At 71.4% G+C, this 25,159-nt stretch carries 11 protein-coding genes; 4 read left to right on the plus strand and 7 right to left on the minus strand.

The window, feature by feature from the left end; all coding sequences use genetic code 11:
- Nucleotides 1–173: 173 nt before the first annotated feature.
- The 4 genes from VZQ01_RS27535 to VZQ01_RS27550 all read left to right on the plus strand — a co-directional run bounded on the left by VZQ01_RS27535 (nucleotide 174) and on the right by VZQ01_RS27550 (nucleotide 4,074).
- A complete protein-coding gene (locus VZQ01_RS27535) occupies nucleotides 174–731 on the plus strand; it encodes a GNAT family N-acetyltransferase (protein WP_223751395.1) in 558 nt (185 codons plus the stop codon).
- 219 nt (nucleotides 732–950) lie between these two features.
- Nucleotides 951–1,700, plus strand: a complete 750-nt coding sequence (gene infC / locus VZQ01_RS27540; RefSeq protein WP_426748995.1) for a translation initiation factor IF-3 — start codon at nucleotides 951–953, stop codon at nucleotides 1,698–1,700.
- Between the two features lie 220 nt (nucleotides 1,701–1,920).
- Nucleotides 1,921–3,540, plus strand: coding sequence for a sigma 54-interacting transcriptional regulator (locus VZQ01_RS27545; protein WP_426745127.1), 1,620 nt, complete (start codon nucleotides 1,921–1,923; stop codon nucleotides 3,538–3,540).
- A gap of 174 nt (nucleotides 3,541–3,714) precedes the next feature.
- A complete protein-coding gene (locus VZQ01_RS27550) occupies nucleotides 3,715–4,074 on the plus strand; it encodes a hypothetical protein (RefSeq protein ID WP_223751397.1) in 360 nt (119 codons plus the stop codon).
- A 13-nt stretch (nucleotides 4,075–4,087) separates the two neighbouring features.
- On the opposite strand, the gene VZQ01_RS27555 is transcribed toward VZQ01_RS27550, so the two are convergent.
- The 7 genes from VZQ01_RS27555 to VZQ01_RS27585 all read right to left on the minus strand — a co-directional run bounded on the left by VZQ01_RS27555 (nucleotide 4,088) and on the right by VZQ01_RS27585 (nucleotide 25,148).
- On the minus strand, nucleotides 4,088–7,783 hold the full coding sequence (locus VZQ01_RS27555) for a serine/threonine-protein kinase (RefSeq protein ID WP_426745128.1): 3,696 nt from the start codon (nucleotides 7,781–7,783) through the stop codon (nucleotides 4,088–4,090).
- Nucleotides 7,784–7,887: 104 nt separating this feature from the next.
- Nucleotides 7,888–12,318: a DUF4215 domain-containing protein gene (locus VZQ01_RS27560; protein ID WP_426745129.1), complete on the minus strand. Its 4,431-nt coding sequence runs from the start codon at nucleotides 12,316–12,318 to the stop codon at nucleotides 7,888–7,890.
- 13 nt (nucleotides 12,319–12,331) lie between these two features.
- Nucleotides 12,332–14,173, minus strand: a complete 1,842-nt coding sequence (locus VZQ01_RS27565; protein ID WP_223781540.1) for an OmpA family protein — start codon at nucleotides 14,171–14,173, stop codon at nucleotides 12,332–12,334.
- 251 nt (nucleotides 14,174–14,424) lie between these two features.
- The gene (locus tag VZQ01_RS27570; RefSeq protein ID WP_426745130.1) at nucleotides 14,425–16,035 is read right to left on the minus strand and encodes a CocE/NonD family hydrolase; all 1,611 of its coding nucleotides are present in this window, start codon (nucleotides 16,033–16,035) and stop codon (nucleotides 14,425–14,427) included.
- Nucleotides 16,036–16,127: 92 nt separating this feature from the next.
- On the minus strand, nucleotides 16,128–17,495 hold the full coding sequence (locus VZQ01_RS27575) for an ATP-binding protein (RefSeq protein ID WP_408889263.1): 1,368 nt from the start codon (nucleotides 17,493–17,495) through the stop codon (nucleotides 16,128–16,130).
- A gap of 4 nt (nucleotides 17,496–17,499) precedes the next feature.
- Nucleotides 17,500–22,695 carry a contractile injection system tape measure protein gene (locus VZQ01_RS27580; RefSeq protein ID WP_426745131.1) on the minus strand — a complete coding sequence of 1,732 codons (5,196 nt, stop codon included), beginning with the start codon at nucleotides 22,693–22,695 and terminating at the stop codon, nucleotides 17,500–17,502.
- Complete coding sequence (locus tag VZQ01_RS27585; RefSeq protein ID WP_426745132.1) at nucleotides 22,692–25,148, minus strand: baseplate wedge protein; 2,457 nt, start codon at nucleotides 25,146–25,148, stop codon at nucleotides 22,692–22,694. Before VZQ01_RS27585 ends, VZQ01_RS27580 begins: the two co-directional genes overlap by 4 nt.
- Nucleotides 25,149–25,159 lie beyond the last annotated feature (11 nt).

Consider the following 25,159-nt stretch of genomic DNA (forward strand, 5'->3'; position numbering starts at 1 on the left):
GGTGCCCTGTCGTAGCGAGGCGCCCCCGCCCTGTCCGGGTAGACGGCCCGCCATGCCCCCTTTCCAATAAAGGCGCGAAGAAGCCCGCCTTGTGGGAGCAGGCCGCCACGGCGCTTGCCCCGGTGGGGGGCGGGTGCCACCCTCCCGCGCCTTGGCTCTTCGCGAGGGACACCATGCAAGCACCCGGACCGAGGATTGAAACCGCGCGCCTCATCCTGCGCCCCACGGCGCTGGAGGACTTCGAGGGCTTCGTCGCCCTGATGTCCGACCCGGACTCGGCGCGGCACATCGGCGGGGTGCAGCCGCGCTCCGTCGTCTGGCGCGGCATGTGCGGGATGGCCGGAGGCTGGGCCCTCCAGGGCTTCTCCATGTTCTCCGTCCTGGAGCGCTCCACGGGCCGGTGGATTGGCCGGGTGGGGCCCTGGTGCCCGGAGGGCTGGCCCGGCACCGAGGTCGGCTGGTCCCTGCTGAAGGAGACGTGGGGCCGTGGCTACGCCACCGAGGCCGCCAGCGCCGCCATGGACTGGGCGGTGGACCACCTGGGCTGGACGGACATCATCCACTCCATCGCCCCGGAGAACGCCCCCTCCCAACAGGTGGCGCTCCGGCTGGGCTCGCGCCTGAGGGGGCCCGGCAGACTCCCCGCCCCCTTCGAGGCCGCCACGGTGGAGCTGTGGGGGCAGACCCGCGAGGAGTGGCGGGCCCGCCGCGCGGCTCCGTCCATTGGCTGACCCCACGCGTGGGATTCCAGGGCACGACGGGGGCCCTGGTGTTATGTCCGCCGGTGGGCTAGTCCTCGCCCCGGGGGCGTGTTCACCCCGCCAGCTCCCTTTCTCACCGGGCAAGGGAGCGATTAGATTCGAGGTTCGGTTCACCCGAGCCATGCCGTAACTTCGCGACCTGCCACACCCTTGGGTAGCAGGTCCTACACCCCTTCGAAGGAGCGCAACATTCTTCGTGATCAGAGAAGCAGCCGCGGCCAGAGCCGCGACCAGAGGACCAACCGCCGCATCCGCGCCCGCGAAGTCCGCGTCATCGGCTCGGGCGGCGAGCAGCTCGGCGTCATGCCGCTCGAGGCCGCGCTCGAGAAGTCGCGCTCCGAGGGGCTGGACCTCGTCGAGATCAGCCCGATGGCTTCGCCGCCAGTCTGCAAGATCATGGACTACGGCAAGTTCAAGTACGAGGAGAAGAAGAAGGCCTCGGAAGCCAAGCGCGCCCAGGTCGTGGTCCACCTGAAGGAAGTGAAGCTCCGTCCGAAGACGGAGGACCACGACTACGACTTCAAGGTCCGCAACACGCGCCGTTTCATCGAAGAGGGCGACAAGGCGAAGGTCGTCATCCAGTTCCGCGGGCGTGAAATCACGCACAAGGAGCAGGGCACCGCCATCCTCGACGACGTGGCGAAGGACCTGAAGGATGTCGCCGTGGTGGAGCAGCCGCCGCGGATGGAAGGGCGCTTGATGTTCATGATTCTGGCGCCCAACCCGAAGGTGGCCCAGCGCGCCCGCGAGCAGGTCCGCGCCGCCGCGGCCGAGGCCAAGCGCGGCCCGCCGCCCGGCGAGAAGGCCGCCGCGGAGAAGCCTTCCGCCGAGAAGCCCGCCGCCGAGAAGCCCGCCGCGCCCGCCGCGGCGAGCACCAGCACCACCACCGAGGAGAACGCGTCCGCACCCGCGTCCACCCCGGCGGGCACCACCCCCTGAAGAAGACGCCCCGCACGCGGTGGATGACCTCCACCGCGTAGGGGAGACGCTCCCGGGCCGCGCCGGTCCTCTTCCAGTCTCCCTGGAATGAGGTGGCGCGGCGGGAGGCATGAGGCGGACAGGCGCCGGGTTGTCCGGTGAAAGCGGTCCAGGCGAACAACCCCTGTCGAGCCGGTGTAGGCTGATAGGTTGGAAGCGCCTGTAAACCGAACTCAGCCCCATGCAGCAGAAGCTCGCCGCCGACATGTCGACGACCGCCGTGCAGACGAAAGGCCCACCCGCGACGGCCCCGCGGAGTGTGCCAGCGCTGACTGTCGTGTCTCATCCCCACCCCCAGCGCATCGGAGAGCAGCTCCTCTTGGAGGTGCTCGCCAGCGTGGGCCGGACGGCGGCCTTGTCGCGCAACGCCCCGGACTTCTCGCGGCCCGGGGGGCTGCTGGCGCTGCCGTTGGGAGACCCCTTCCTCAGCCGGACGCCGGTGCTCTTCGAGCCCGCGGCCCAGGGGGGGCTGCGCCTGCGGGTGCCGGAGGATGGCACCCAGGTGTGCGTGGCCGGCGAGTCGGTGGCCGGGGGCCGGGAGTTCACCCAGGAGGAGCTGGTGGCCGGGGTGCCGCTGGTGCTCGCCGAGCGCGTGGTGCTGCTGCTGCACCTGGCGTCCACGGCCGCCCCGTCGGTCCACCGGGATTTGGGGCTGGTGGGGCAGAGCCAGTCCATCCAGCAGCTTCGCGACGACATCCTGCGGGTGGCGGATCTGGCGGTGCCGGTGCTCATCCGCGGCGAGACGGGCACGGGCAAGGAGCTGGTGGCGCGCGCCATCCACGAGCAGGGGCCGCGCCGCTCGGGGCCGTTCGTCAGCGTGAACCTGGGCGCGCTCTCCAAGGAGCTGGTGGCCGCGGAGCTGTTCGGCGCGCAGCGCGGCGCGTACACGGGCGCCAGCCGCGACCGGGACGGCTTCTTCCGCGCGGCGCACGGCGGCACGCTGTTCCTGGACGAGGTGGGCGAGGCGCCCGCCGAGGTGCAGGCCGCGCTCCTGCGCGTGCTGGAGACGGGCGAGGTGTACCCGGTGGGCGGGCACACGCCGGTGCCGGTGGACGTGCGGCTGGTGGCCGCCACGGACTCCAACCTGGAGGCGCGCATCGAGGAGCGGCTGTTCAAGGCGCCGCTGCTCCACCGGCTGGCGGGCTTCGAGCTGCGCGTGCCTGCCCTGCGCGAGCGGCGCGAGGACATCGGCCCGCTGTTCCTCCACTTCGCCCGGCAGGAGCTGGAGACGACGGGCGAGGGCTGGCGGCTGTCGCCCACGGACCCGCGCGCGGCGCCCTGGCTGCCCGCGTCCGTCGCGGTGCGGCTCTTGCGCTACGCGTGGCCCGGCAACGTGCGGCAATTGCGCAACATCACCCGGCAGCTCGTCATCGGCAGCCGCGGCCTGCCCGGCCTGCGCGTGGACTCGCGGCTGGAGCAGACGCTGGACGCCGAGTCGCTGCCGGTGCCCGGGCGGGTGCTGGCCCCGGCCGGCGCGGGTGTCCCCGAGGCGGCGGGGGATGCGAAGTCCTCGCGCCGCAAGCCCTCGGAGGTGGGGGAGGACGAGCTGCTCGAGGCGCTGCGCGCGTGCTCGTGGGACCTCAAGGCCACCGCGGACTTCCTCGGCATCCCCCGCCCGTCCGTCTACGTGCTCATCGACAAGAGCTCGCTCATCCGCACCGCGCGGGACTTGAGCCCGGAGGAGATCACCCGCTGCTTCCAGGAGTGCGCGGGAGACCTGGACACGATGGTGCAGCGGCTGGAGGTCTCCCGCCGCGCGCTCCAGCGCCGCGTGCGCGAGCTGGGCCTGTCGGACGCGTGAGCGCGCCGGACACGTCAGTCCCCGGGGGTGACACGTCGTTGACGTGTCCGCGTGCGCGCGCCGTGAGCACGTGAAGCACCCGCTCCGAGGGACGGACACGTCGGTCGCCTCTGGTACGGTGCCTGCAACCCACACCGCGCATCTGCGGTTCCAACCCGGAAGGAGTCACGGCCCATGACTGTCACCGTCACCATCACGTCCGACGACATCATCTACAGCCCTTCGAACATCGTGAAGCACGGCGAGGAGGTGGAGTTCAAGCTGCAAGGCATCTCCTCCGCCCTGGTGGTCTTCAAGGACGGGACCACCTGCCTCTCGGGGCCGGGCTCCTTCACCCTGGACACGTCCAATCCGCTGGCGCAGGAGAGCGACCAGCAGGTGACGCAGACGTGCCTCAAGCGCCTCTACCCGTTCGACGTCGTGGTTCCCGCGCCCCCGCCGTCCCAGGCCGCGAGCTTCATCGGCTCCAACGCGGAGACGAAGAAGGGCGGCCTGGACGTGACGACGGACCCGCCCGAGGACCCGAAGAAGTAATCGGGCGTGGGGCTCAGGGCGCGGCGGGCCGGACGGAGAGCTCCAGGTCCGGTGCCAGCCGCGCCTTCCACGTCGAGGCCAGGTGCGGGTTGCTCGCCAGCGCCTGCTCCGCGTCCTCGCGGGCGCGCGCCGTCCACGCCTGACGCTGCTCCGGGACGGCGGTGCCCTCCGCCAGCGCCCACAGGAGCCCGGCGCGCAGCAGCCGTGCCCGGGCCCACTTCGGCCGGGCGGCGAGGATTCGCTCGACGCCCTCCAGGGCGCGCGTCAGCTTCCCGGTCGCGTCCCCGCCCTGGCGCGACTTCCAGCGCCCCCAGGCCAGCGCCAGCTCGCTCGACGCCAGCACGTACTCCTGGCGCCGGGGGGACAGCTCCACCGCCTGGGCGAGCGCGTCCTCGGTCCGTCGGAAGTCCTCCTCCTTCGCGGTGCCCAGGCGCACCCGCTCGCGCGCGTGCACGTCGAGGAGGGCGCCCTGGTAGCGCCACGCGTAGCCCAGGCGCGGATTGAGCTGCCGGGCGCGGTCCAGCGCCTCCTGCGCGCGGGTGAGCCGGGGCGCCACGTCGCGCCGCTCCTGCAGCGCGTGCGTGGCCGCGAGCACGTGCACGCGGGCCAGGTTGGTCCAGATGTCCGCGTCGCCGGGCATCATCTCCAGCGTCTTGCGGTAGGCGGCCTCCGCCGTCTTCAGGCCGAAGGACGGGTCCTGCCCGCGCGCCAGGAGGAAGCCCGCGCGCACCGCCTCCACCTCGCCCAGGTTGTTGTAGGCGTAGCTCTGCTGGGGGGCCGCCTCGCGCGCCTGCTCGAAGGCCTCGCGCGCCTCCGTCAGGAGCGCCTCCACGTCCTCGCCCTCCTCCCAGCGCTGCTCGGCCCACCACAGCAGGGCCGCGCCCAGGCCGTTGGCGAGCTGGGGCAGCTTGGGGTTGATGTCGCGGCCCTGACGGTAGAGCGCGAGCGCCCGCTCCAGGTCGGGCCTCGGGTCCTGGCCGTGCTCCTGGCGCCAGCGCGCCAGCTGCTCGGACACGTCCGCGCCCTGGTAGCAGGCGATGACGTTGCGCGGGTTGAGGGCGAGCGCGCGCTGGATGGCCTCCAGCGCGCGGGTGAGGTCCCCCTGCGCGTCCGGCGCCCGGGTGAGGCCCGCCCTCGCGCGGTAGGCGTTGCCCAGGTTGATCCACGCGTCGGCCTGGGTGTCGCGCAGGCGGATGGCGGCCAGGTAGGCGTCGATGGCCTTGCCCTGGTGCTCCAGCGAGTCCAGCCCGAGCCCGCTCTCGTAGTCGGCCCACACCTGATGCGTCACGCCCAGGTTGGCGTGGAAGGCGTAGTCGCGCTCCTCGGGCCCCAGCTGCTCGAAGGCCTCGATGGAGTGGCCCAGCTGCTCGCGCGGGTCCTGGGAGAGCCGCTGCAGGTGGCGCGCCCACAGCCGGTGGATGATGGCCAGGTCCAGCGTGACGCGCTCGGCGGGGGGCGCGAGCTTCAGCGCGGCCCTGGCCGCGTCGATGGCCTTGCCGAAGAGCGCCTCCACGTCCGTCGCGTTCTGGTTGGCGTGCTGCTCTCCCAGCCGGCGGTGCAGCCGCGACAGCACGATGAGCGAGCGGTGGTGTCCGGGCGCGGCCTGGAGCGCGCGTCCCAGGGCGGCGAGGCCCCGCTCGTACGGGGGCTGCACGTCGCCGGAGCCGTACAGCTCCATCACGAGCGCCGCCAGCTCCAGGCGCCCCAGGGCGTAGTGCGTGTCCGGCTGGCTCTCCGCGGTGGAGATGGCCTGGGCATACGCGCGCCGCCCCGCCTCCAGGTCCGCCTGGGAGCCCGCGCTGTCGCCCTGGTGCCAGCGCGCGGTGGCGCGGGCCAGGTGCACGTCGCCGCGCAACAGGGGCGCCTCGTAGAACCAGGGCCAGGTGTTGCCCATGGCGTCCAGGTGCGCCAGGGCCTCCTCGTGGCGCCCTTCATGGAAGGCGAACAGGGCCTTCACGTACAAGGGCGGCGCGGGCACGTCCGGCCCCTCGGCCTGGCGCAGGTAGGCCAGCGCCGGGTCGCGGTAGCGCTGCTCCAGCTCGCGCCGGCGCGCCTCGCGCTGCTCCTGGCTCCTCCGCTCGACGTCCAACAGCAGCTTCTCCCGGTACTGGTCTCCCAGCACCAGCGCCAGCGCCCAGGCCGCGCGGGGCTCGCGGTAGCCGTGGCGCCACGCCGACTCCAGCCGCGCCCGGGCGCCCTCCACGTCGCCCAGGGCCAGGAGCGCGCGGCCCAGCGCGTAGTGCCCGGGGCCCACCGCGTGCTCGCCCGCCTCGCGCACCTCGACCTCCAGCGCGTCCATGCTGGCGCGCAGGGCCTGCTGGTCCTCGCGCGTGTCGTGCAGGCGCGACAGGAAGGAGTAGCGCGCGGCCGCCTCGATGCGCTCCACCCGCTCGGTGAAGCTGCGCGTGAGCCGCTCGCGCTCGGCCACCTCCTTGCGCGCCACCACCGCCTGCCCCAGCGCCAGCGCCACCACCGTCAGCGCCGCCACCACCAGGCTCAAGGCCACGCGGTGCTTGCGCGCCTTCTTGCGCAGCCGGTAGCCCACGCCCCGCCGCGCCTGCACCGGCTCCCCGCCCAGGAAGCGCTCCAGGTCATCCGCCAGCGCGCGCGCCGAGTCGTACCGGGCCGAGCGCTCCTTCTCCAGGCACTTGAGGACCACCGCCTCCAGGTCCTCGGGGATGTCCCGGTCCACCGCGCGCGGCGGCAGCGGCTCCTGCGTCTGCAGGCGGGTGATGACGTCCTGTCCGCTCCCCGCGAAGGGCGTCTGGCCGGTGAGCAGCACGTACAGCGTGGCGCCCAGCCCGTAGACGTCCACGCGCCGGTCCAGCCGGGACGTGTCCCCGCGGGCCTGCTCGGGGGCCATGTAGTGCGGCGTGCCCATCACCACGCCGCTCTGGCCCGCCTCCTCGCGCCAGTCGCGCGCCAGGCCGAAGTCCATGACGAAGGGCGCGTAACCCCCGTCCTCGGTGCGCTCCACCAGGATGTTGCCGGGCTTGATGTCCCGGTGCACCAGGCCCGCGCGGTGGGCGGCGTGCACGCCCTCGGCGGCCTGCCGCAGCACGAGCACCTTCTGCTCCGGCGTGAGCGTGGCGGCGAGCTGCCCGAGCGGCTGGCCGTCCACGTAGCGCATGGCGATGTAGCCGCGCCCCTGCACCTCGCCGACCTCGTACACCTCGCACACCCGCTCGTGGCGCACCCGGGCCTGGGCCCGCGCCTCCGACAGGAAGCGCCTGGCCAGCTCCGGGTCTCCGCCCTTCACGAACTTGAGCGCGACGTTGCGGCGCAACAGCGGGTCATACGCCAGGAACACCTGCCCCATGCCTCCCTGACCCAGGAAGCGCACCGGCTGGTAGCGGTTCCAGTCCGGCACCGGGAAGACGGGGGCCTCGCTCGCGTCATCCTCCAGGGCGGCGACAGGGGGCGCCACCGGGGGCGTGCGCGGGTCCAGCGTGGTGGCCTCCAGCGGGGCGCCCCCACTGGCCGTGTCCTCCAACGGGGGGCCGAGCTCCTCGCGCAGGGTGCTCAGCGTGTGCTCGCTCACCCCGCCGCGAGCGCGCAGCAGCTCCAGCGGGCTTCTGCCCAGGCCGAGCGCCTCCTCGCGCAGGGCGGTCGCCTCCTGGGCGGAGACGAGCCCGTAGTCCAGCGCGAGGAGCAGCTCCTCCTCGTACCTCTCCTGCGTCTTCCCCGCCTTGTCCACGGCCCCCAGCATACGGGGTTGCGCGACGGGGCGGGGAGACCCGCCGGGAGGTCCACGAGTCCCCGGGGCAGGGGACTGGGGGAAGGGATGTGGACCCCCCGGCGGTGGAAGACGGACTACCGACGCGCCTTGCGGCGGCGCAGGCCCAGCAGGGCCAGCAGGGCCAGGCCCGCCGATGAGGCCGGCGCCGCGCTGCAACCGCCGCCCGCGAAGGCGCGCGAGTTGAGCACCGTCCACCGGTGCTCGGCGGGCGTCGGGTCCACGTTGCCCGCGCTGTCGATGGCGCGCACGCGCAGGACGTGCTCACCCTCGCGGACGTCGTAGGTGTCCTGGCAGGCGACGTAGGGCCCGTTGTCCAGGCTGCACTCGAACGTCACGCCCTCCTCGTTGGAGGCGTAGGCGAACGGGGACTCGGTGTTCCCGGAGCTTGCGCCCGGCGTGCGGCTGAAGGACGTGTCCGGCGCCTGCGTGTCGATGCGGAACGTGTCGACGTTGGAGGGCCCGCTCTCGTTGCCCGAGGTCGGGTCCGTGGCCGTGGCGGTGACGGCGTGCGAGCCATCCGCCAGCGGCGTCGTCGGCGTGCAGCTCCAGTTGCCGCTGGCGTCGGCGGTGGCCGTGCACACCACGGTGGTGCCCTCGCGCACCGTCACCGTGGCGCCCGGCGTGGCGGTGCCGGAGATGGCGGGCGTGGCGTCGGCCAGCACCGAGCCGTTGGCGGGCCCCGTGATGACGGGCGCGCCGGGCACGGTGGTGCTGACGGTGAACGTCACCGGCGCCGAGGGCGGGCTGGTGTTGCCCGCGCCGTCGGTGGCCGTGGCGGTGAGGGTGTGCGGACCCTCGGACAGCGGCGTCGTCGGCGTGCAACTCCAGTTGCCGCTGGCGTCGGCGGTGGCCGTGCACACCACGGTGCCACCCTCGCGCACCGTCACCGTGGCGCCGGGCTCCGAGGTGCCGCTGATGGGCGGCGTGCCGGTGGACACCGTGGAGCCACCCGCGGGGCCCGAGATGACCGGCGCGCCCGGGGCGGTGGTGTCCACGATGAACGTCGTCGGAGCGGAGGTCTCGCTGGTGCTGCCCTCCGGGGTGACGGCCGTAGCGGTGAGGGTGTGCGAGCCGTCCGGCAGCGGCGTCGTCGGCGTGCAGCTCCAGTTGCCGCTGGCGTCGGTGGTGGCCGTGCACACCACGGTGGTGCCCTCGCGCACCGTGACGGTGGTGCCCGGGTCGGACGTGCCGCTGATGGGCGGCGTGCCGGTGGACACCGTGGAGCCATTGGCCGGACCCGTGATGACGGGCGTCGTCGGCGGGGTCAGCTCGACGATGATGGTGGCCGGCGGAGCCGTCTCCGTGGCGCCCACCTCCGTGGAGGTGAGGACCACCGAGTGCGTGCCCTCGGGGATGTTGCCTAGATCGCACGTCCAGCGGCCGGCGGCGTCCACCACCACGGTGCACACCGGCGTGGTGCCACCGTCGACGTAGACGTCGATGGTGGAGCCCGGCGAGCCGGTGCCGCCGATGACCGGGTCCGTCACACCGCCCGGCGCCGGGTCCGTCAGCACGGGGATGAGCTGGCAGATGGACAGCGAGTCCACCCGGTAGGCCACCTGCGTCTCCGTGTTGTTGTTGTCGGCGCAGTCGGTGTCGACGAGCGCCAGGCGCACCTCGCCCGAGAGCGCGTCGAAGTCCTGGTGATGCCCGAAGCCCAGGCCCATCGCCGCGTCGCGGGTGGCGGAGGCCGGGCCCGACAGCGGCAGGCGGCCCAGCGTGAAGCGCTGGGTCCCCGCGCCCGTGACGTGGTTGAAGCCGAACAGGCCCGGGTACCAGTTGTCGGTGCCCGAGTAGCTCACCGCGCCGGAGACATAGGCCGCGCGGTAGCGGCCCGGCACGGTGAGCGCCGCCTCGGCGGCGAGCGCCGCCAGGTCCGGCTGGGCGATGTCCGACACGTTGGTGCACTGCGAGCGACCCAGCCGCGTGTAGAGGGCGTGCACGTCGGTGTTCTTGCAGCCGTGGCCCGCCTCGATGGTGCAGGTGGCCGAGCAGCCGTCGCCCGCGGTGGTGTTGCCGTCGTCGCACGCCTCGGCGGCGGCCTTGATGCCGTCGCCGCACGTCACCGCGCACGCGGAGGGCTGGCCCGCGCAGCTGTAGCCCGTCTCGACGGTGCAGGTGGCCGAGCAGCCGTCGTTGGCGGTGGTGTCACCGTCGTCGCACTGCTCACCCTCGTCCAACAGCCCGTTGCCGCAGACGTTGGCGCTGATGCAGACGTTCGAGTAGGGGTTGCACAGGCCGCTGTCGCAGACGCCGGACGCGGCGCAGGGCTGGCCGTTGGACCACAGGCAGCGCGGCGAGCAGGTGTCACCGGACTCCAGATTGCCGTCGTCGCACACCTCGCCGCCGGCCACCGTGCCGTCGCCGCAGGTGGTGGCGCAGGTGCTGGGCTGACCGCTGCACGTGTAGCCCGGCTCCTGGGCGCACGTGTTGGAGCAGCCGTCGCCGGAGGTGGTGTTGTTGTCGTCGCACGTCTCGCCGGGGTTCACGACGCCGTTGCCGCACGTCTGGCTGCACACGTTGCCCGGGGGCGGGCAGCTGTAGCCCGGCTCCACGGCGCAGGTGGCCGAGCAGCCGTCACCCGCGACGGTGTTGCCGTCATCGCACGTCTCCGCGCCGGCGCGGATGCCGTCGCCGCAGACGGTGGTGCACGTGGAGGGCGCGCCGGAGCACTGGTAGCCCGACTCCACCGCGCAGCCCTGGCTGCAGCCGTCGCCGTTGGAGGTGTTGTTGTCATCGCACTCCTCGTTGGCGTCCACCGCGCCGTTGCCGCAGGTGGCGACACAGACGGACGGGCCGCTCGCGGGGCGGCTGCACGAGTAGCCCGGCTCCGGCTTGCACTCGGTGGCGCAGCCGTCACCCGGGTTCAGGTTGCCGTCGTCGCACGTCTCGCCCGGGTCCACGGTGCCGTTGCCGCACGTCTTCACGCACGGCTGGCCCACGGTGGGGCAGGTGTAGCCCAGCTCCAGGGTGCAGGCGTTGGAGCAGCCGTCGCCCAGGTTCGTGTTGCCGTCGTCGCACAGCTCGCCCGGGTTGAGCACGCCGTTGCCGCACGTGGGCGCGCAGTTGGAGGGCGCGCCCGAGCACTCGTAGCCGTTCTCGACGCGGCACGCGTTGGAGCAGCCGTCGCCGGACATGTTGTTGCCGTCGTCGCACAGCTCGCCCGGGTCCACCGCGCCGTTGCCGCACGTGGTGACGCAGGCCTGGCCGGGGGTGGGGCACGCGTAGCCGGACTCCACGCGGCAGGACGCGTTGCAGCCGTCGTTCGGCGTGAGGTTGCCGTCGTCGCACTGCTCGCCGGAGTTGAGCAGGCCGTTGCCGCACGTGGCCGCGCAGGAGCTGGGCTGGCCGCTGCAGCCGTAGCCGGGCTCGATGCCGCACGTGGCGCTGCAGCCGTCGCCGCTGGACGTGTCGCCGTCGTCGCACTCCTCGCGGGGGGACACCACGCCGTCGCCGCAGCGGTCGTCGTAGGCGTCCACGAAGAGGTAGCGGAAGGCGTTGGGGGGCGACGCCTCGTTCTCGTTGCACAGCTCCAGCCGGTTGAGGCCCGTCTTCCAGGCCGCCGTGGTGCCGAACTCACGGATGATGCTCTTCTGCCACGGCGAGCCCGGGGGCTCGCTCACGGTGACGGGCGTGAAGGCCTGCCCGTTGACGGTGGCGCCGTCGAACGAGTTGTCGTTGAACGTGGCGATGCGCATGCGGAACTGCGCCACGTTCGTCGTCGAGGGGATGATGAAGTCCTGGTAGACGCAGGTGGGGGCACCCAGCGGGGCCACCATGAAGGTGGCGGTCTGGATCTCCTGCGGCCAGTCCTGGGCGCTGCGCGCGCCGATGGCCGCGCCCGTCGTGGTGCCGGAATAGAACCAGTGCGGGTCCGCGCCGGACTCCAGGCGGCGGTTGTTCTGGTCCACGCCCGTGTTGAAGAAGGCGATGCCCGCCCTCACGCAGCGGCTGGGCGTGCCGGAGCAGGCGAAGCCGGGCTCCACCTCGCACATCCGGTTGCAGCCGTCGCCCTCGGTGCGGTTGCCGTCGTCGCAGACCTCCTGGTCGAAGTTGGGCCACTGGCGGTTGTTGAACGCGCCGTTGCCGCACAGGGACAAATCACACGTCGTCGAGCAGCCGTTGTCCTCCTGCGTCGTGTTGCCGTCGTCGCAGGCCTCGCCCGGGTTGACCTCGTTGTTGCCGCACAGCGACGCGAGCGAACAGGCCCGTCCGGGGACGTGACACAGGTAGCCTGCCTCGATGGTGCCGGTGGCGGAACAGCCGTCGCCGCTCACCGTGTTGCCGTCGTCGCACTCCTCTCCGGGCTGGATGCGCCCGTCACCGACGACGGGGGCGGCCAGCTCGGAGCGCTGCGCGCGGGGCGCCTCGGTCGAGACGAGCGCGGTGGGCTGCTGCTCCTGGCAGCCGGTGAGGGTGGTGATGAGCGCCAGGGCGAGCGCGGCCACGGACGGGCCCGTCCGGGCCCGCTTCATGGCGATGGGATGCGTGTCTGATGATGGCATGGAAGGTCTTTCCTCACTTCTCGAGGGTGTCGGTGGGCTCGCCGCTCTTCGTCTCGACGCCATCGGCGTCACCGACGATGCGGAACTCCACGCGGCGGTTCTTGGCGCGGCCGGCCTTGGTGGTGTTCTCCGCGATGGGCTTCTGGGGACCGAAGCCGCGCGGCTCCAGCCGCTCGCGCTTGACGCCCTTGCCCTCCAGGTACTTCACCACCGCCTCGGCGCGGCGCTGCGACAGGTCCAGGTTGTAGTCGGCCTTGCCCGTGTTGTCGGTGTGGCCCTCGACGCGCACCTTCTCGATTTCGGGGTGCGACACGAGGATGGCGGCCACGCCGTCGAGCAGCTTGAAGCTGCGCGGGCTGATGAGGTCCTTGTTGTTCTCGAAGAAGACGGCCTCGAGGATGCGAATCTGGCCCTCGCCAATCTGCGCGAGCTGCTTCTGCTTGCAGCCGTGGTTCTTCACCGGTCCCGGCTCGTCCGGGCAGTTGTCCAGCCGGTCCACCAGACCGTCGTTGTCGCGGTCCTTGTCCGGGCAGCCGCGGTTCTCCTTCGGGCCCGCCTCGTTCATGCAGGCGTCCTTGGCGTCGAGCACGCCGTCGTTGTCGTTGTCCGGGTCCGGGCAGCCGTCCTCGTCCTGGAAGCCGTCCTTGTCCTCGGGCTCCTTCGGGCACGCGTCCTTGGAGTCGGTGACGCCGTCGTTGTCGGAGTCCGGGTCATCCGGGCAGCCGTCCTCGTCCTGGAAGCCGTTGATGTTCTCCGGCTGGGCGGGGCACTTGTCGGCCAGGTTGGGGATGCCGTCCTTGTCGTCGTCCCCGTCCGGGCAGCCGTTGAGCTCGGCGAGGCCGGGCGTGGTGGGGCAGCGGTCCTGCGCGTTCGTCACGCCGTCGCCGTCCGCGTCCAGGTCGGGACAGCGCGCGGGCTCGTGGGGCTGGCCCGCGACACATGCGGGCGCATCGTCGCGGGGGCCGAAGTTGACGCCCGCCAGCACGCGGAACTCGGGCGTTCCGGGCGTCCGGCCGAAGCCCGGGCCGCCCATGACGTAGAACTCGGTGCCCGCCTTGACCGGCGAGCGCAGGCCCAGCAGCACCTCCATCGACTCGGGCGCGTCCGCGAACGGCAGGGTGCCGCGCACCACCAGCTCCTCACGCAGGCCGAACAGGTGGGCCGTCACGTTGACGCCGCCGTTCATCTCCACGCCCAGCTCGTCCTGCAGCGGGTCCGCGTTGGGCGTCAGCGCGTACTTCTTGGTGCGCACCAGCGCGCCCACGTCCGCGCCCACGCGCCAGCCGTCGCCCACCTTCTTGCCCAGGCCCAGGCGGGGGGTGAAGACGAAGCCCTGGTCCCGCGTGAGCGTGTCCTTGCTGCCCAAAGGCAGCGCCGCGCCCAGGTGCAGGCCCACGTCCAGCGGGCCACCGCGCGCCTCGGACAACAGCCCCGCGCGCGCCTGCGCCCACGGCGTGCCCAGCGCGAGCGTGGACGGCGTCTGGAAGCCGAGCGCCGTCGTGTCCGGGCCCCACTGCGAGACGATGGGAACTTGAAGACCCAACTCCAACCAGTCCGTCACGGCGTAGGCGCCGCTCAGGTGCACCGTCACGCGGTCCGAGATGATGGTGCCCACTTCATCGTCGTTGCGCAGCAGCACCAGCGGCTTGCGCTCGTAGTGGGCCGTGAGCCCCAGCCGGAAGGTGCCGTCCGGGAGCAAGTCACCGGTGGACAGCACCAGGCTGTCCTTGGCGCCGGGGTTGAGCTGCAACCGCTCCAGCTCCAGGTTGGGAATCCGCTGGACCTGCGCTTGAGCGGAGAGGGCCCAGAGAACGGCCAGCCCTCCGAGCAGGGAATGATGACTTCGAGAATTCAAGGGTTCCTCCACGTCCGGGCGTCGCACTGAGCGCGCGCACGGCCTTCTGCCACGACTGTGTGGGTATGGACAGCTGCATGGCACGGGCCATCGCGTCACCGAATGGGACGTGAGGACCTGCGAGGCTTTGCTGACGTGTCAGGAGGTCCATTGGCCCGCACCGACGCGACATTGACGTGTCAGCGAAAGGGGGCGGGTGCTGGCATACCCTCCCGGAGTCTCCCCCTCCGAGAGGGTGGGAACACCTCACGCTAGCGCAGCGGCAAATCCAACCAGGAGGGTCCGCCCACGGTCAGCGTGGCGTTGAGGGTGTTGGCGCCGAGGTAGAGCGGGTCCTCGGTGTCGACCACGAGCGCGAGCTGATGCCAGGCCGGGACGTCATACGCGGTGGCGGGGAACACCAGGTCCAGGTCGAGCGGCGTGCCTGGCGTGGCGCCGTGCCAGCTCAGCGGCACGTGGGTGACGAGGCCGCCGAAGTCCCCCACGGCGTCATAGAGATAGGCGACCACGGTACCGGAGGCCGTCGTCGGGGTGATGCGCAGCCGCAGCGTGGCGGTGCCGCGCAGGGACAGCTCGCGCGAGGACGGCGGCGAGGTCCACACGCCCGCGCGCAGCCGGTTGACGCCCGGCAGCCACACGATGGGAGGGATTCCCGTCAGCGCCTGCAGACCGTTGGTCAGCAGCGGCACCCCCGCGTCGGCGATGGTATCGACGCCGCCCCAGAGGGTCCGCGCGCCGCTCGTGGATGGGGCGCCTCCGAGCGTGCCGGTGCCATCGAGCAGCCGGATGGCGCCCAGGCCGAGGCGCTGGGTGCTGGAGGAGACAGCGGCCCAGGTGGAATAACCCTCCACGTCGCCGTCGTAGGTGCGCAGGACGAGCGGCGGCTCGTTGGCGATGCCCGTGTCGATGCCGGCGACGTGCTGGTCCAGCCACCGCGTCACGCTGGTCCACACGGGGTTGGGCAGGCCGACCAGGCCCGTGGCCTCGACGACGGCGTGGTCCCCGGGCGCGAGCTCCAATCGCTTGGGGCCGGTGAGCTGGCTGAAGAAGGAGACGAGCTGGTTGGGAGGGAACATGCTGTCGCCGTACGCGTTGGCGATGAGGATGGCGGGCGCGTTGGCGTTGATGCGGTCCACGTAGGTGGAGGCGGAGCGGAGGCGCCCCCACTGCTTGAGGCCCTCGATGTCCCGGTTGGCGAAGTAGTCGTCGATGCGGGTCCGCAGCTCGGGGCTGGGACGGCCGAGGAAGCGCGAGGCCAGGTCCAGCAGCGCCACCGCCTGGGGCCTGCGCGTGTCACCGCCGTACAGCGACGCCACCAGGTCCGTCCATCCGGAGAGCGCGGCCACGGCCTTCACGCGCGAGTCGAAGCCGGAGGCGATGAGGGAGATGCCCGCGCCGTACGACACGCCCGCCAGGCCGATGCGCGCCGCGTTCGTCGGCGTGTTCGCCACCAGCCAGTCGAGCACGCGCGAGGTGTCCGCGATGTCCGCCGGGCCCGCCGTGTCGATTCCACCCCCCGACGCCCAGAAGCCCCGAGGCGTGTACGACAGCGCCACGTAGCCCCGCTCGGCCAGCGCCTTGGCCTGGGCCAGGTACTCCAGGTCGTTGAGTCCCCAACTGGAGATGAACACGACGGCCGGGTGGGGACCGGGCGTCGTCGGGGCGATGTGGTTGGCCTTGAGCACCACCCCGTCGCCCACCGGGATGTCCACGAACTTGAAGCCCGTCGTCGCCGCGGCCGTGAGCACGCCGTGGGCAACCGGGAGCGGCGAGGGCACCGCCGCCGTCGCGAGGACGGGTATCAACAATGCGACGAACAGGGACGAACGGGGGAACCACCGCGAGAGCAGACGCTGCGCCATGGAGCACCTCACCGGACTGCGAGGGGTCGCTCACGGTAGAGAGGGATTGATTCGTCAATCAAGGTTCCCTGACACGGCGTGTTGAGCAGGTTTCATCGCGAGGGGAGGGTGTAGCGGCCTTCCTTGTGGAGCTCGCGGTGGATGCCGTGGAGGAGGTCCGCGGCGCGCAGCTGTTGGGGCATGCGGATGACGGCTTTGAGACACGCGTGGCGGAGCACGTTGATGATGGCGCCGCCGGACAGCTCGTGCTCGCGCGCGAGCTTCGCGAGGTCCACGTCGGGGGCCAGCGGGAAGGGTTTGTCCTTGAAGCACGCCTCCCACAGCCGCAGGCGCTGCGCGGGGCCGGGCATGGGGAAGTGAATCATCGACTGGAAGCGGCGGGCGAAGGCCTCGTCGAAGTGCGCGCGCTGGTTGCTGGCGAGGATGGCGATGCCGGGGAAGTCCTCGATGCGCTGGAGCAGGTAGGAGATTTGTTGATTGGCCGCGTGGTCATTGGCGTTGCGTGACTCGGTGCGCTTGCCGAAGAGGGCGTCGGCCTCGTCGAAGAAGAGGATCCAGCGTTGGAGCTGGGCGTGGTCGAAGAGGCTGGCGAGGTTCTTCTCCGTCTCGCCGATGTACTTGGACACCACCTTGGACAGGTCGACGCGGTAGACGGGCAGGCCGGTGGCCTTGCCGAGCAGGGTCGCGGTGAGGGTCTTGCCGGTGCCGGGAGGGCCGTGGAAGAGCGTGCGGTAGCCGGGCTTGAGCTGCTTCTTCAGGCCCCAGTCCTCCAGGAGCGTCCCCTGGTGTCGGGCCCAGGTGATGATGTCCTCGACGTCGTCGCGCAGGGGCGCGTCGAGCACCAGGTCCTCCCAGCCCTGCATCGTGGTGATGCGCTGCGCGGGGAACTCCGGGCCGAAGGGCGGCTGGTAGTGGGCGCCGGTGGTGAGGCGCTCGAGGGCCTCGGGGGTGAGCTGGAGCGCGGCGGACAGCGGGGGCTCCTCCGGGTGACGGCGCTCCAGTCGCAGCACGCGGCGCGCGAACAGCGGGTGGTCGGGGTGGAAGAGGGGCAGGTGCGTCAGCCGCGTCTGGAGGTCGTCTCCGGCGAGGAGGAACAGCGCAGTCTCGCCGGTGGGGAGGATGCCGCCGTGGGACTGGCCCACGACGCCGCCGAACTCGGTGAAGCGGCGGTCCAGGGCCTGGTTGCGCAGGAAGAGCGGGTCCAGCGCGGCGGGCTGGAGGTGGGGCAGCGCGGCGAGGATGAGGAGCAGTCGCTCGGCGGGGGTGCAGTGGAGTTCGCGGAGCAGCTCGGCGTAGGGGGCGTCGAGGGTGGGGAGGGGTGGCGGAGGGAGGGTGTCGAGGAGCGGCGCGGGGAGGGCGCTTCCGGCGTGTTGTTGGAGTCGGAGGTCCAGCCACTGGGTGAGCCAGGCGACCTCGGCGCGGAGGCACTCGGCGTTGGTGGAGGGCGAGCGGAGGTCCATGGCGCTACCAGGAGACGTAGAGGGGTTGGGGCATCCAGGGGTGGGTGAGGATGGAGAGGCTCCAGGGGACCTGGTCGACGAGCACGTCGAGCGTCTTGCGTTGCACCTGGAGCTTCCAGCGGTCCTCGAGTTGTTCGAGGCGTCCTTCGCGTTGGAGGAAGGTCTCTCGCAGGCCCGCGACGGACGTGCCGGAGAGGATGGTCCAGTTCGCGATGAGGGCCTTGAGGAGCCGGTCGCAGAGGGACTGTTCCTGTGGGGTCATCTCGATGCCGCTGGGGATGGGGGTGGGGACGGAGAGGCCGCAGAGAATCTTGTTGAGGACGAGCAGGGGCTCGGGGGCGCTGGTGCGGCCGTCGACGAGGTACTGGAGCAGGTGCACGGCGCGCGTGGCGGGCTCGGGGTCCAGGCGTGTCTTGCCCTGGTCATCCACGTGCGTGAGGCCCAGCTCGCGGAAGAGGTGGGGCAGGAAGGGGCTGGTGAGGATGAGGCCCGCGTTCTCGATGTAGATGGGGTTGCCGTCGTTGGCACCGTGCTCGTCCGCGCCGAGTTGGAAGGAGGTGCGCTGACGCGAGGGTTTCGTGGCGCGCGCGGGCGGGCGGGGTGGTGTGGTCCAGGCGGCGAGGAAGGTGGAGCGCCGCTGGTGGAGCACGGCGGCCAGGCGGGGGAGGGACTCGTGGTGGGCCAGTTCGATGGCGCGCTCCAGGAGTCGCTCGGCGACGCCGCGTGAGTCCCGGTGCGTGGGGTGGGCGCCGCGCAGGCGGGTGGAGAAGTGCTCGAGGAACGCGGCGATGAGTTGCTCGAGTCCGAGGCTTGCTCCGGGGCGTTTACCGAGCAGCTCCAGGACGAAGCGCCAGAACGCGGAGCGCTCCGTGAGGGAGGGCACGTCGGAGGGAGCGACGTCCTGCCAGGCGGCGATGAGGATTTCGACGGTGGACAGGAGCGCGGTGTGGAGGCGCGGCGCGAGCACCGCGGCGATGCGCGCGAGGAGCGGGTCCGGGAGGATGCGGGCCCAGTGTTCCTGGAGGTGGCGGCGGTGCACGTGACGGCGGATGAAGCCGTGGAGCACGTCCGGGGATTCGTCGAGGAGTGACTGGAGCAGGCGGAGCAGGGCGTCGTCGGAGAGTCCCGCGTAGCGGTCCGCGCTCTCGGCGAGCAGGAAGGCGAAGAGGGCTTCGCGTGCTTCAGGACTGTCGTGCGTGCCGGCGCGTGGAGGGAGTGGAGCGGACTCGGAGGGGCTCCGTGGGACATCGAGCGGGTGGGCGACTCGCGCGGTGGATGGCCGATGACCGCTTGCTTGCGATGCGGTGGGGCGATGGAGGGGGGCTGACTCCGCGCGCGAGGAGGTGTCACCGGGTTGAAGAGGTCTGGCCCCCGCCCGTGGGGCTGTGTCGGAGGGCTGTGTGTCTCTTGCGTGGAGGTCGCCACGTTCGTGATGGACGTGCTTCACGGTCGCGGCGATTGCGTCCGTGTGGCCGTGCGCGAAGTGCTCTGTGGGGAGTGATGCGTGTGCCGCGGGAGGTGGTGCATCCGTGTGGTGCACCGTTGGATGTGTCGCAGGCCCGGAATGCGCGGCACCTCCCGTGTCGACGTTGGGAGGTGCTGAGTCGCTCACGCGCGCATCGAGGGCACTGAGGCTGGAGGGGACTTCGCTTTGGGCGTGCCGACTTGCGCCGTCGTTGCTGAAAGGTGCCGAGTCCCGCGCCGGTGGGACCGAGTCGCTGTGAACGTCGAGTGCATCGGTCCGCGCACGTGCGGACGCCTCGCTGCGACGGAGGAGTTCCTGGGTTCGTTCGTGCGAACTGGGGTCGTCGTGGTCGAAAAGTGCCTCGTCGTGAGCATGCGGAGCTGAGTCGCTGCGACTGAGGAGTTCCTGGGTTTGTTCGTGCGAGCGGACGCTGTCATCGCCAGGAGCGGGCGCGACTTGGGTGCGAGAAACCGAGTCGGTGCGACTGAGGGATGCCCCGGCCCGTCCGCCCGAGTCTTCGCCCTCGAAGCGGAGGGGCACCCCGCTTGGTGCTTGCGAAGCTGCGTCGGTGTGACTGAGGGGTGTTCCGGCCCGTCCGCCTGGGGCAGCGCCCTCGAAGTGGAGGGACACCCCGCTTGGTGCTTGCGAAGCTGCGTCGGTGTGACTGGGAAGGGGGCCAGCTCGTCCGCCCGAGTCTGCACCCTCGAAGTGGAGGGGTACCCCGCTTGGTGCTCGCGAAGCCGCGTCGGTGTGACTGGGAAGGGGGCCAGCTCGTCCGCCCGAGTCTGCACCCTCGAAGTGGAGGGGTACCCCGCTTGGTGCTCGCGAAGCCGCGTCGGTGTGGCTGAGAAGGGGGCCGGCTCGTCCGCCCGAGTCTGCACCCTCGACGTGGAGGGGTACCCCGCTTGGCACGCGCGAAGCTGCGTCGGTGTAGCTGGGGGATGTCCCGGCGAGTCCACGAGAGTCTGAGCTGTCATGACTGAGTGATGCCTCGTCCCGAGCGAGCGAATCGGCGTCGCTGCAGCTGAGATAAGCACGTGAGCCTGATACGTCGTGGCCGGGGGATGCCGCGTCGCTCAAGAGCGAAGGTGCGTCGTTGCGGCTACGAGAACGTCCGGTTCGTTCATACGAGTCGGACTCGTGGCCGAGGGATGCCTCGTCTCCAGCGAGCGAAGGTGTATCGCCAGATGCCCCTGTTCGTTCGTGCGATTCGGATTCGTGGCCGATAGCTGCCGCGTCGCCTGGACGCGAAGGTGCGTCGCTGCGGCTGTCAGAACTCCCTGCTCGTTCATGAGAGTCGGACTCGTGGCCGATAGGTACCTTGCCGTGCTCGCGTGAAGCGGAGTCGCCGTGGTCGAGACCTTCCTCCGCCTGCTTGTTTGCGGCTGGAGCTCCTTGGGCAACGGATTCTCTGTCCTGTCTGCGCGAGGCCGCATGGCCGAGGCCCAGAGGAACGGTGTCTTCTTCGCGTGATGTGGGGCCGCCTTGGTTGAAGGCTGCTTCGTCTTGTCCTGGCGGAGCGTGGTGGACGGAGACACTGCTCTTTCCGAGGGAGGATGCGTCGCCGCGGTCGAAGGATGCCGCGTCTCGCCAGAGAGCGACCGAGTGGCTGTGGGTGCCGGATTCAACAATCTGCACGCGAGGGGCCGAGTCTCCGTGGTCGGTACGGATGCCGTCCGGCGTGCGCGAACTTGTGTCCGCATGAACGTGCGGAGCTTGTTCGCCCGCGCGCCACCGTACGTCGCCATCCTCGTCGCGAGGAGCCTCCCTGAGCGAACCATCAACGTCTCCGGAAGGTGACGTGCCACCTCGCTCACGAAGGTGGCCGAGCGCCGCACCGAAGACCTCCGCATGTTTCTGGAGCACGCCTCCCGATGCGCCCCAGTCCGCGATGACGCGCGACAAGAACCCCTGGGCTTCCAGGGGCATCTCCGCCCCGAACAGTCTCCGCAGCAGTCGGCTCACGGTGCTCCGGGAAAGCGGAGCCGTCTCTCCCAGCAACAGCAGCTCATGGAACACCGTCTGCCGCGCACCCTCGATGCCGCCCGGCAGCACCCGCTCCGGAAGCTCGCTCATCGCCCGGAGCAACGCCCGCATCGACCGGGACTCGCGCGGACGCAGCAAGTCCATCGCCCTGCCGAGAACATCCTCCCCACTCCGGTCGACGAGCACCGTCCGCAAGTCCTCCGTGTCCCGCAGCGCCAGGAGGAAGTGCCGACTGTCCTCAGGAAACGACGTCAGCAGCGCGCCGAGCAACGCCTCCACCGTCGGCCCTGCCTTCGTCCCGAAGCGAAGCCGGCTCACCAGCGCGGACTTGAGCGCATGTGCCTCCCACCGCGACAGGTCCGCGTCACGAACTCCCCAGTCCTCCGTGCCTCCCGGAACCCGCGTCGCCGAGAGCTCCTCCAGGACCACCGGCTTCCCATCCAGCAGCGCCGCGAGCAGTCGCGCGAAGAACAACGGCTTGTCCTCGGCGCGCGCCGCGAACACGGGCAGCGCCGAGCGCAGCGGACTCCCTTCATCTCCGGGGCGCGGCATCAGCCGCACCAGCAGCTTCGACAGCACCTCCTCGGGAATCCGCCGCACCGCCCGGACCAGCCGTGCCAACGAGCCACCCGATTGCTCCCAACCGAGCGCCCGCCGCTGCAGCGAGCGAGGCAGCTCCGGCAGCGTCGCGACGACCCGCTCCGCCGTCAGCTCCGGCATGCGCACGAGCGTGGCCCACGGCAGCTCCCCATGGCGGAGGTAATACCGAAGCGCCTCCGCCAGCTCATACCGCGCCGACGCCGACTCCGTGGTCGCCAGCTCCTCATCGAGCACCGGAGTCTCCACCTCCTCGACCTCGGGGAGCGGCAGCTCGCGCACCAGCTCCCCGATGACGGACGACAGCGACGCCAGCACCGGGTGCCGCTTCCGCACCTGCTCCAACCCGGAGTCCAGCGTCGTCAGCAGCTCCGGATAGTCCAGGCCCTGGCTCTCCGAGACCCCCTCGAGCAGGAGCTTCAACGCGCTCTTTCGGTTGAACTGCGAGCCCGCGTCCTTCACCAGGTACGTCAGCGTCAGCGACCAGAGCAGCCGTGACAGCGCCCGGTCACTCAGCGGCAACACCGGCTCGATGCGATGGAGCGCCTGGAGGCTGACGATGTAGTCGATGAGCAGCGCCGCGTGCTTCGGCTCCAGGAGCATCACGAGCTGCTCCAACTGCCGCTGGTCGAGCTGCAACACCAACCGGTCCAACACCCGCCCGAGCGTGGCGTGCTTGCCCACCAGCCGCACCAGCGAGGCCGGAGAGCTCCGGGCAAGCTCGGCGAAGAGCGCGCCGAACGAGAACGCCACGCCATGCGGTGCCCAGAAGGGCAGGGTGCCATGCAGCAGGTAATGCTCCAGCAACTCCAGCCGAAGCTCCTCCTCGGTCCGAGGCCGGTCCTCCGCCCGTGTCGACGAGCGCCGCTCCCGCACCGCCTGCTCCACGGCCTCCTGGAGTCGCAGGGAGAGCCGCTCCTCCACCACCTGCTCGAAGTCGTCGAACGGCACGGTCCCCAAATCCACATCGAGTCGGTCGAGGCGCAGGTGCAGCCCGGGGACATCCACCGCGTCGAACACCTTCTCGATGATGGCGAGCAGCCGACGCCGGTTGAAGTCACTCAGCCGGGGCTGGAGCGCCAGCGCCTGCTCCTCCGACGCCAAGGTCACCCGCAGCGTCTGCTTGCGGAGATGATGCCGCGAGCCCGTCATGCGGTGTCCGCCCCGGACTCACGGGCCGCCGCTTCCAGGAAGTCCCTCAGCCGCGCCGAGGCCAGCGAGAGCCCGGGCTCATCTGCCTGCCGGAGCGCATTCCTCCAGGCCCAGTAGAGCCGCTCGAAGGCCGCCATGCGCGAGGACCCGAGGAACAGACACTCCGCGACCACCAGCGCGGGCGCGTTGCTCCGGATGACCTCTCGCGCGAACGACTGGAACTCCGGCTCACGCCACTCGCCCGTCGCCGTGGAGATGACCGCCGTCACCGTGAAGCTGTAGGGGAAGGCGTCCTCGCCCTCGCGCCGGGCGGACCGCAGCAGCAGGTGCTCCACGATGTAGAGCTGCGAGCGTTGCCGGTTGAGCTGGCGCGCCTGCTCCACGAGCGCATGCGCCCGCGCCACCGCGCTCTCCACAGTCGGAAACTTCCCCGCCAGGTGCCAGCCCGCCTCGGAAGGCGCCTTGCACACCAGGGACAACGAGGACTCCCCCGGCAGCGTCCCCACGCGGAAGTGCTCCACCGCGCCCGCCGCGCTCAGGAACTCGCCCCCCAGCAGCTGGGAGCGCAGGGGCGGCGCGGGAGGACTCTCCGGCGCGGGCAGCGAGGCGACGGGCGTGAAGCGCTCCTCGAGCATGTCCTCATATCGAGCCAGCGCGCGGCTCTCCGGCGCCGTGCTCGCCGAGTCCGAGAGATTCAACCCATGCTCATCCAGCCCATCGATGAGCGTGCGCGAGTCCGCGACGGGCATCCCCAGCTGGATGCGGCTCTTGATGGCCATGCCCGCGACGTTCCGCGGCCCGGGGCGCTCCAGCGCGTCGATACCGCGTCCACGCGAATGCGTGCTCTCGACCAGGTGCTCGAACAGCGCGAGCTTCGCGCGCAGCACCCGCTCGGCCTGGAGCGCGTCCGGAGTGCCGTCCCACGACGTGCCCGCGACGGAGTCCTCGTCCAGTTGCTCCCCGCAGAGCGCCAGCAGCACATCGAGGAACCGGTTGCGGCGCGCGGTGACGGGGTCCTGGCTTGCGACCAGCTCCTCCAGTCCGAGCGCATAGCCCGGCGAGTCCCCTCCCTCCGAAGGCTCCGCGAGCAACGGCTCCACATCCGGAACCGCGTCGGTGAGCAGCTGGAAGAAGTACGTCCGCTGCAGGTCCGGGTCGCCGGAGAACAGGTCCCGCACGTGCGCGAGCTGCGCGAAGAAGTCCGTGAGGAGCTGCTCGAACACGAGCAGGTAGCCCTTGAGCTGGCGCGCCTGGGCCTGACGCAGCGGCGGTGCGCCCTCGGGGAGGCCCGCGGACCCGATGCCGTAGACCATGGGGTACTGCGTCTGGATGGAGGTGTACGCGCGGAAGTCCTGGCGCTGACCTCGGGGCATGCCGAGGTACTCCTCGTATTGGCTCCCCAGCGGATAGGTGCGGCGCTGCTCGGCCCACAGGCGCTCCAGCTCACGACGCACGCGCGCGGGATGGGGCTTCACCTCCACGCCGTTGCGCAGGAGCCGAATCGAAAACCCGCCCCGCTTCGCGTCCGTGCGGGTGTCGAGCCGCAGCACCTGCTCCGGCGCCACCGGCAGCGCGCCGTCAGGTCCGGTGGCGACCTGGCCACCCGCGCGCAGGCTCACCCCTCGGACACTGGAGACGCCGGGCGTCTGCGCCATGACGCGGACGAGGTCCTGGAGCGCGATGGACGCCGCCTTGGGTTGCAGCTGCGCGTCCGCGATGAAGCCGTTGCGCAGCAGCGGCCCCTCCAGGATTTCATCCGGGGTCCGGCCCGCGTCGAGCAGGGACTTGAGCGACTCGCGACGCGGCTCGGGCGCGAGGAGGTTGCCGACGCGGAAGAACAGCGCGGCGAGGATGTCCTCGGGCGTCCGACGCTCGTCGATGCTGGCCTCGGCGGTGACGACGGCGTCGAGCGGCTCCAGGAGCGAGACGTCGCGGAGGTCCTCGCACAGGGCGCGGTGCCGGCTGTAGACGCGGCGGACGGCGTCGAGGATGGCGTCGGGGGAGCGCTCGTCGGTGGCGCAGTCGTCGCGCCCCGGCGCGAGAATCCTCACGTCGTAGAGCCCCTGGACCTCTCCGGTGGTGACGGGGGTGAGCCAGACATTGGCGACCTGGGGCACGCGGTCGATGAGCAGCTTGCGGTAGTCGCGCTCCGTCACCGGGTCGCACGGGAGGATGTCGAGCGCGGGGAAGAGCCCCTGTCGCGCGGGCTCGATGACGCCCGTGACGGGGTCCACCAGCAGGTCGGCGAGCGGGAACGTCGCGCGGTAGGACAGCTCCGTGAGCGCATAGCAGAGCTGCTGCAGCGTGGTGACGCCGGAGTCACTCGCGTTGTAGTCCGTCCATATCTTCCCCGAGAGCTCCTGGAGGAGCGCGGTGCCCGCCTTCTCGAGCGCGGCGTAGTCCAGGCCCACGTTCGTGGGCGGCGTGGCGGTGACGGTGACGGGCTCTGCCATGGTGTGCTCCG

The organism is Myxococcus faecalis, from assembly GCF_050039385.1.
In the GTDB taxonomy this organism is placed as follows: domain Bacteria; phylum Myxococcota; class Myxococcia; order Myxococcales; family Myxococcaceae; genus Myxococcus; species Myxococcus fulvus.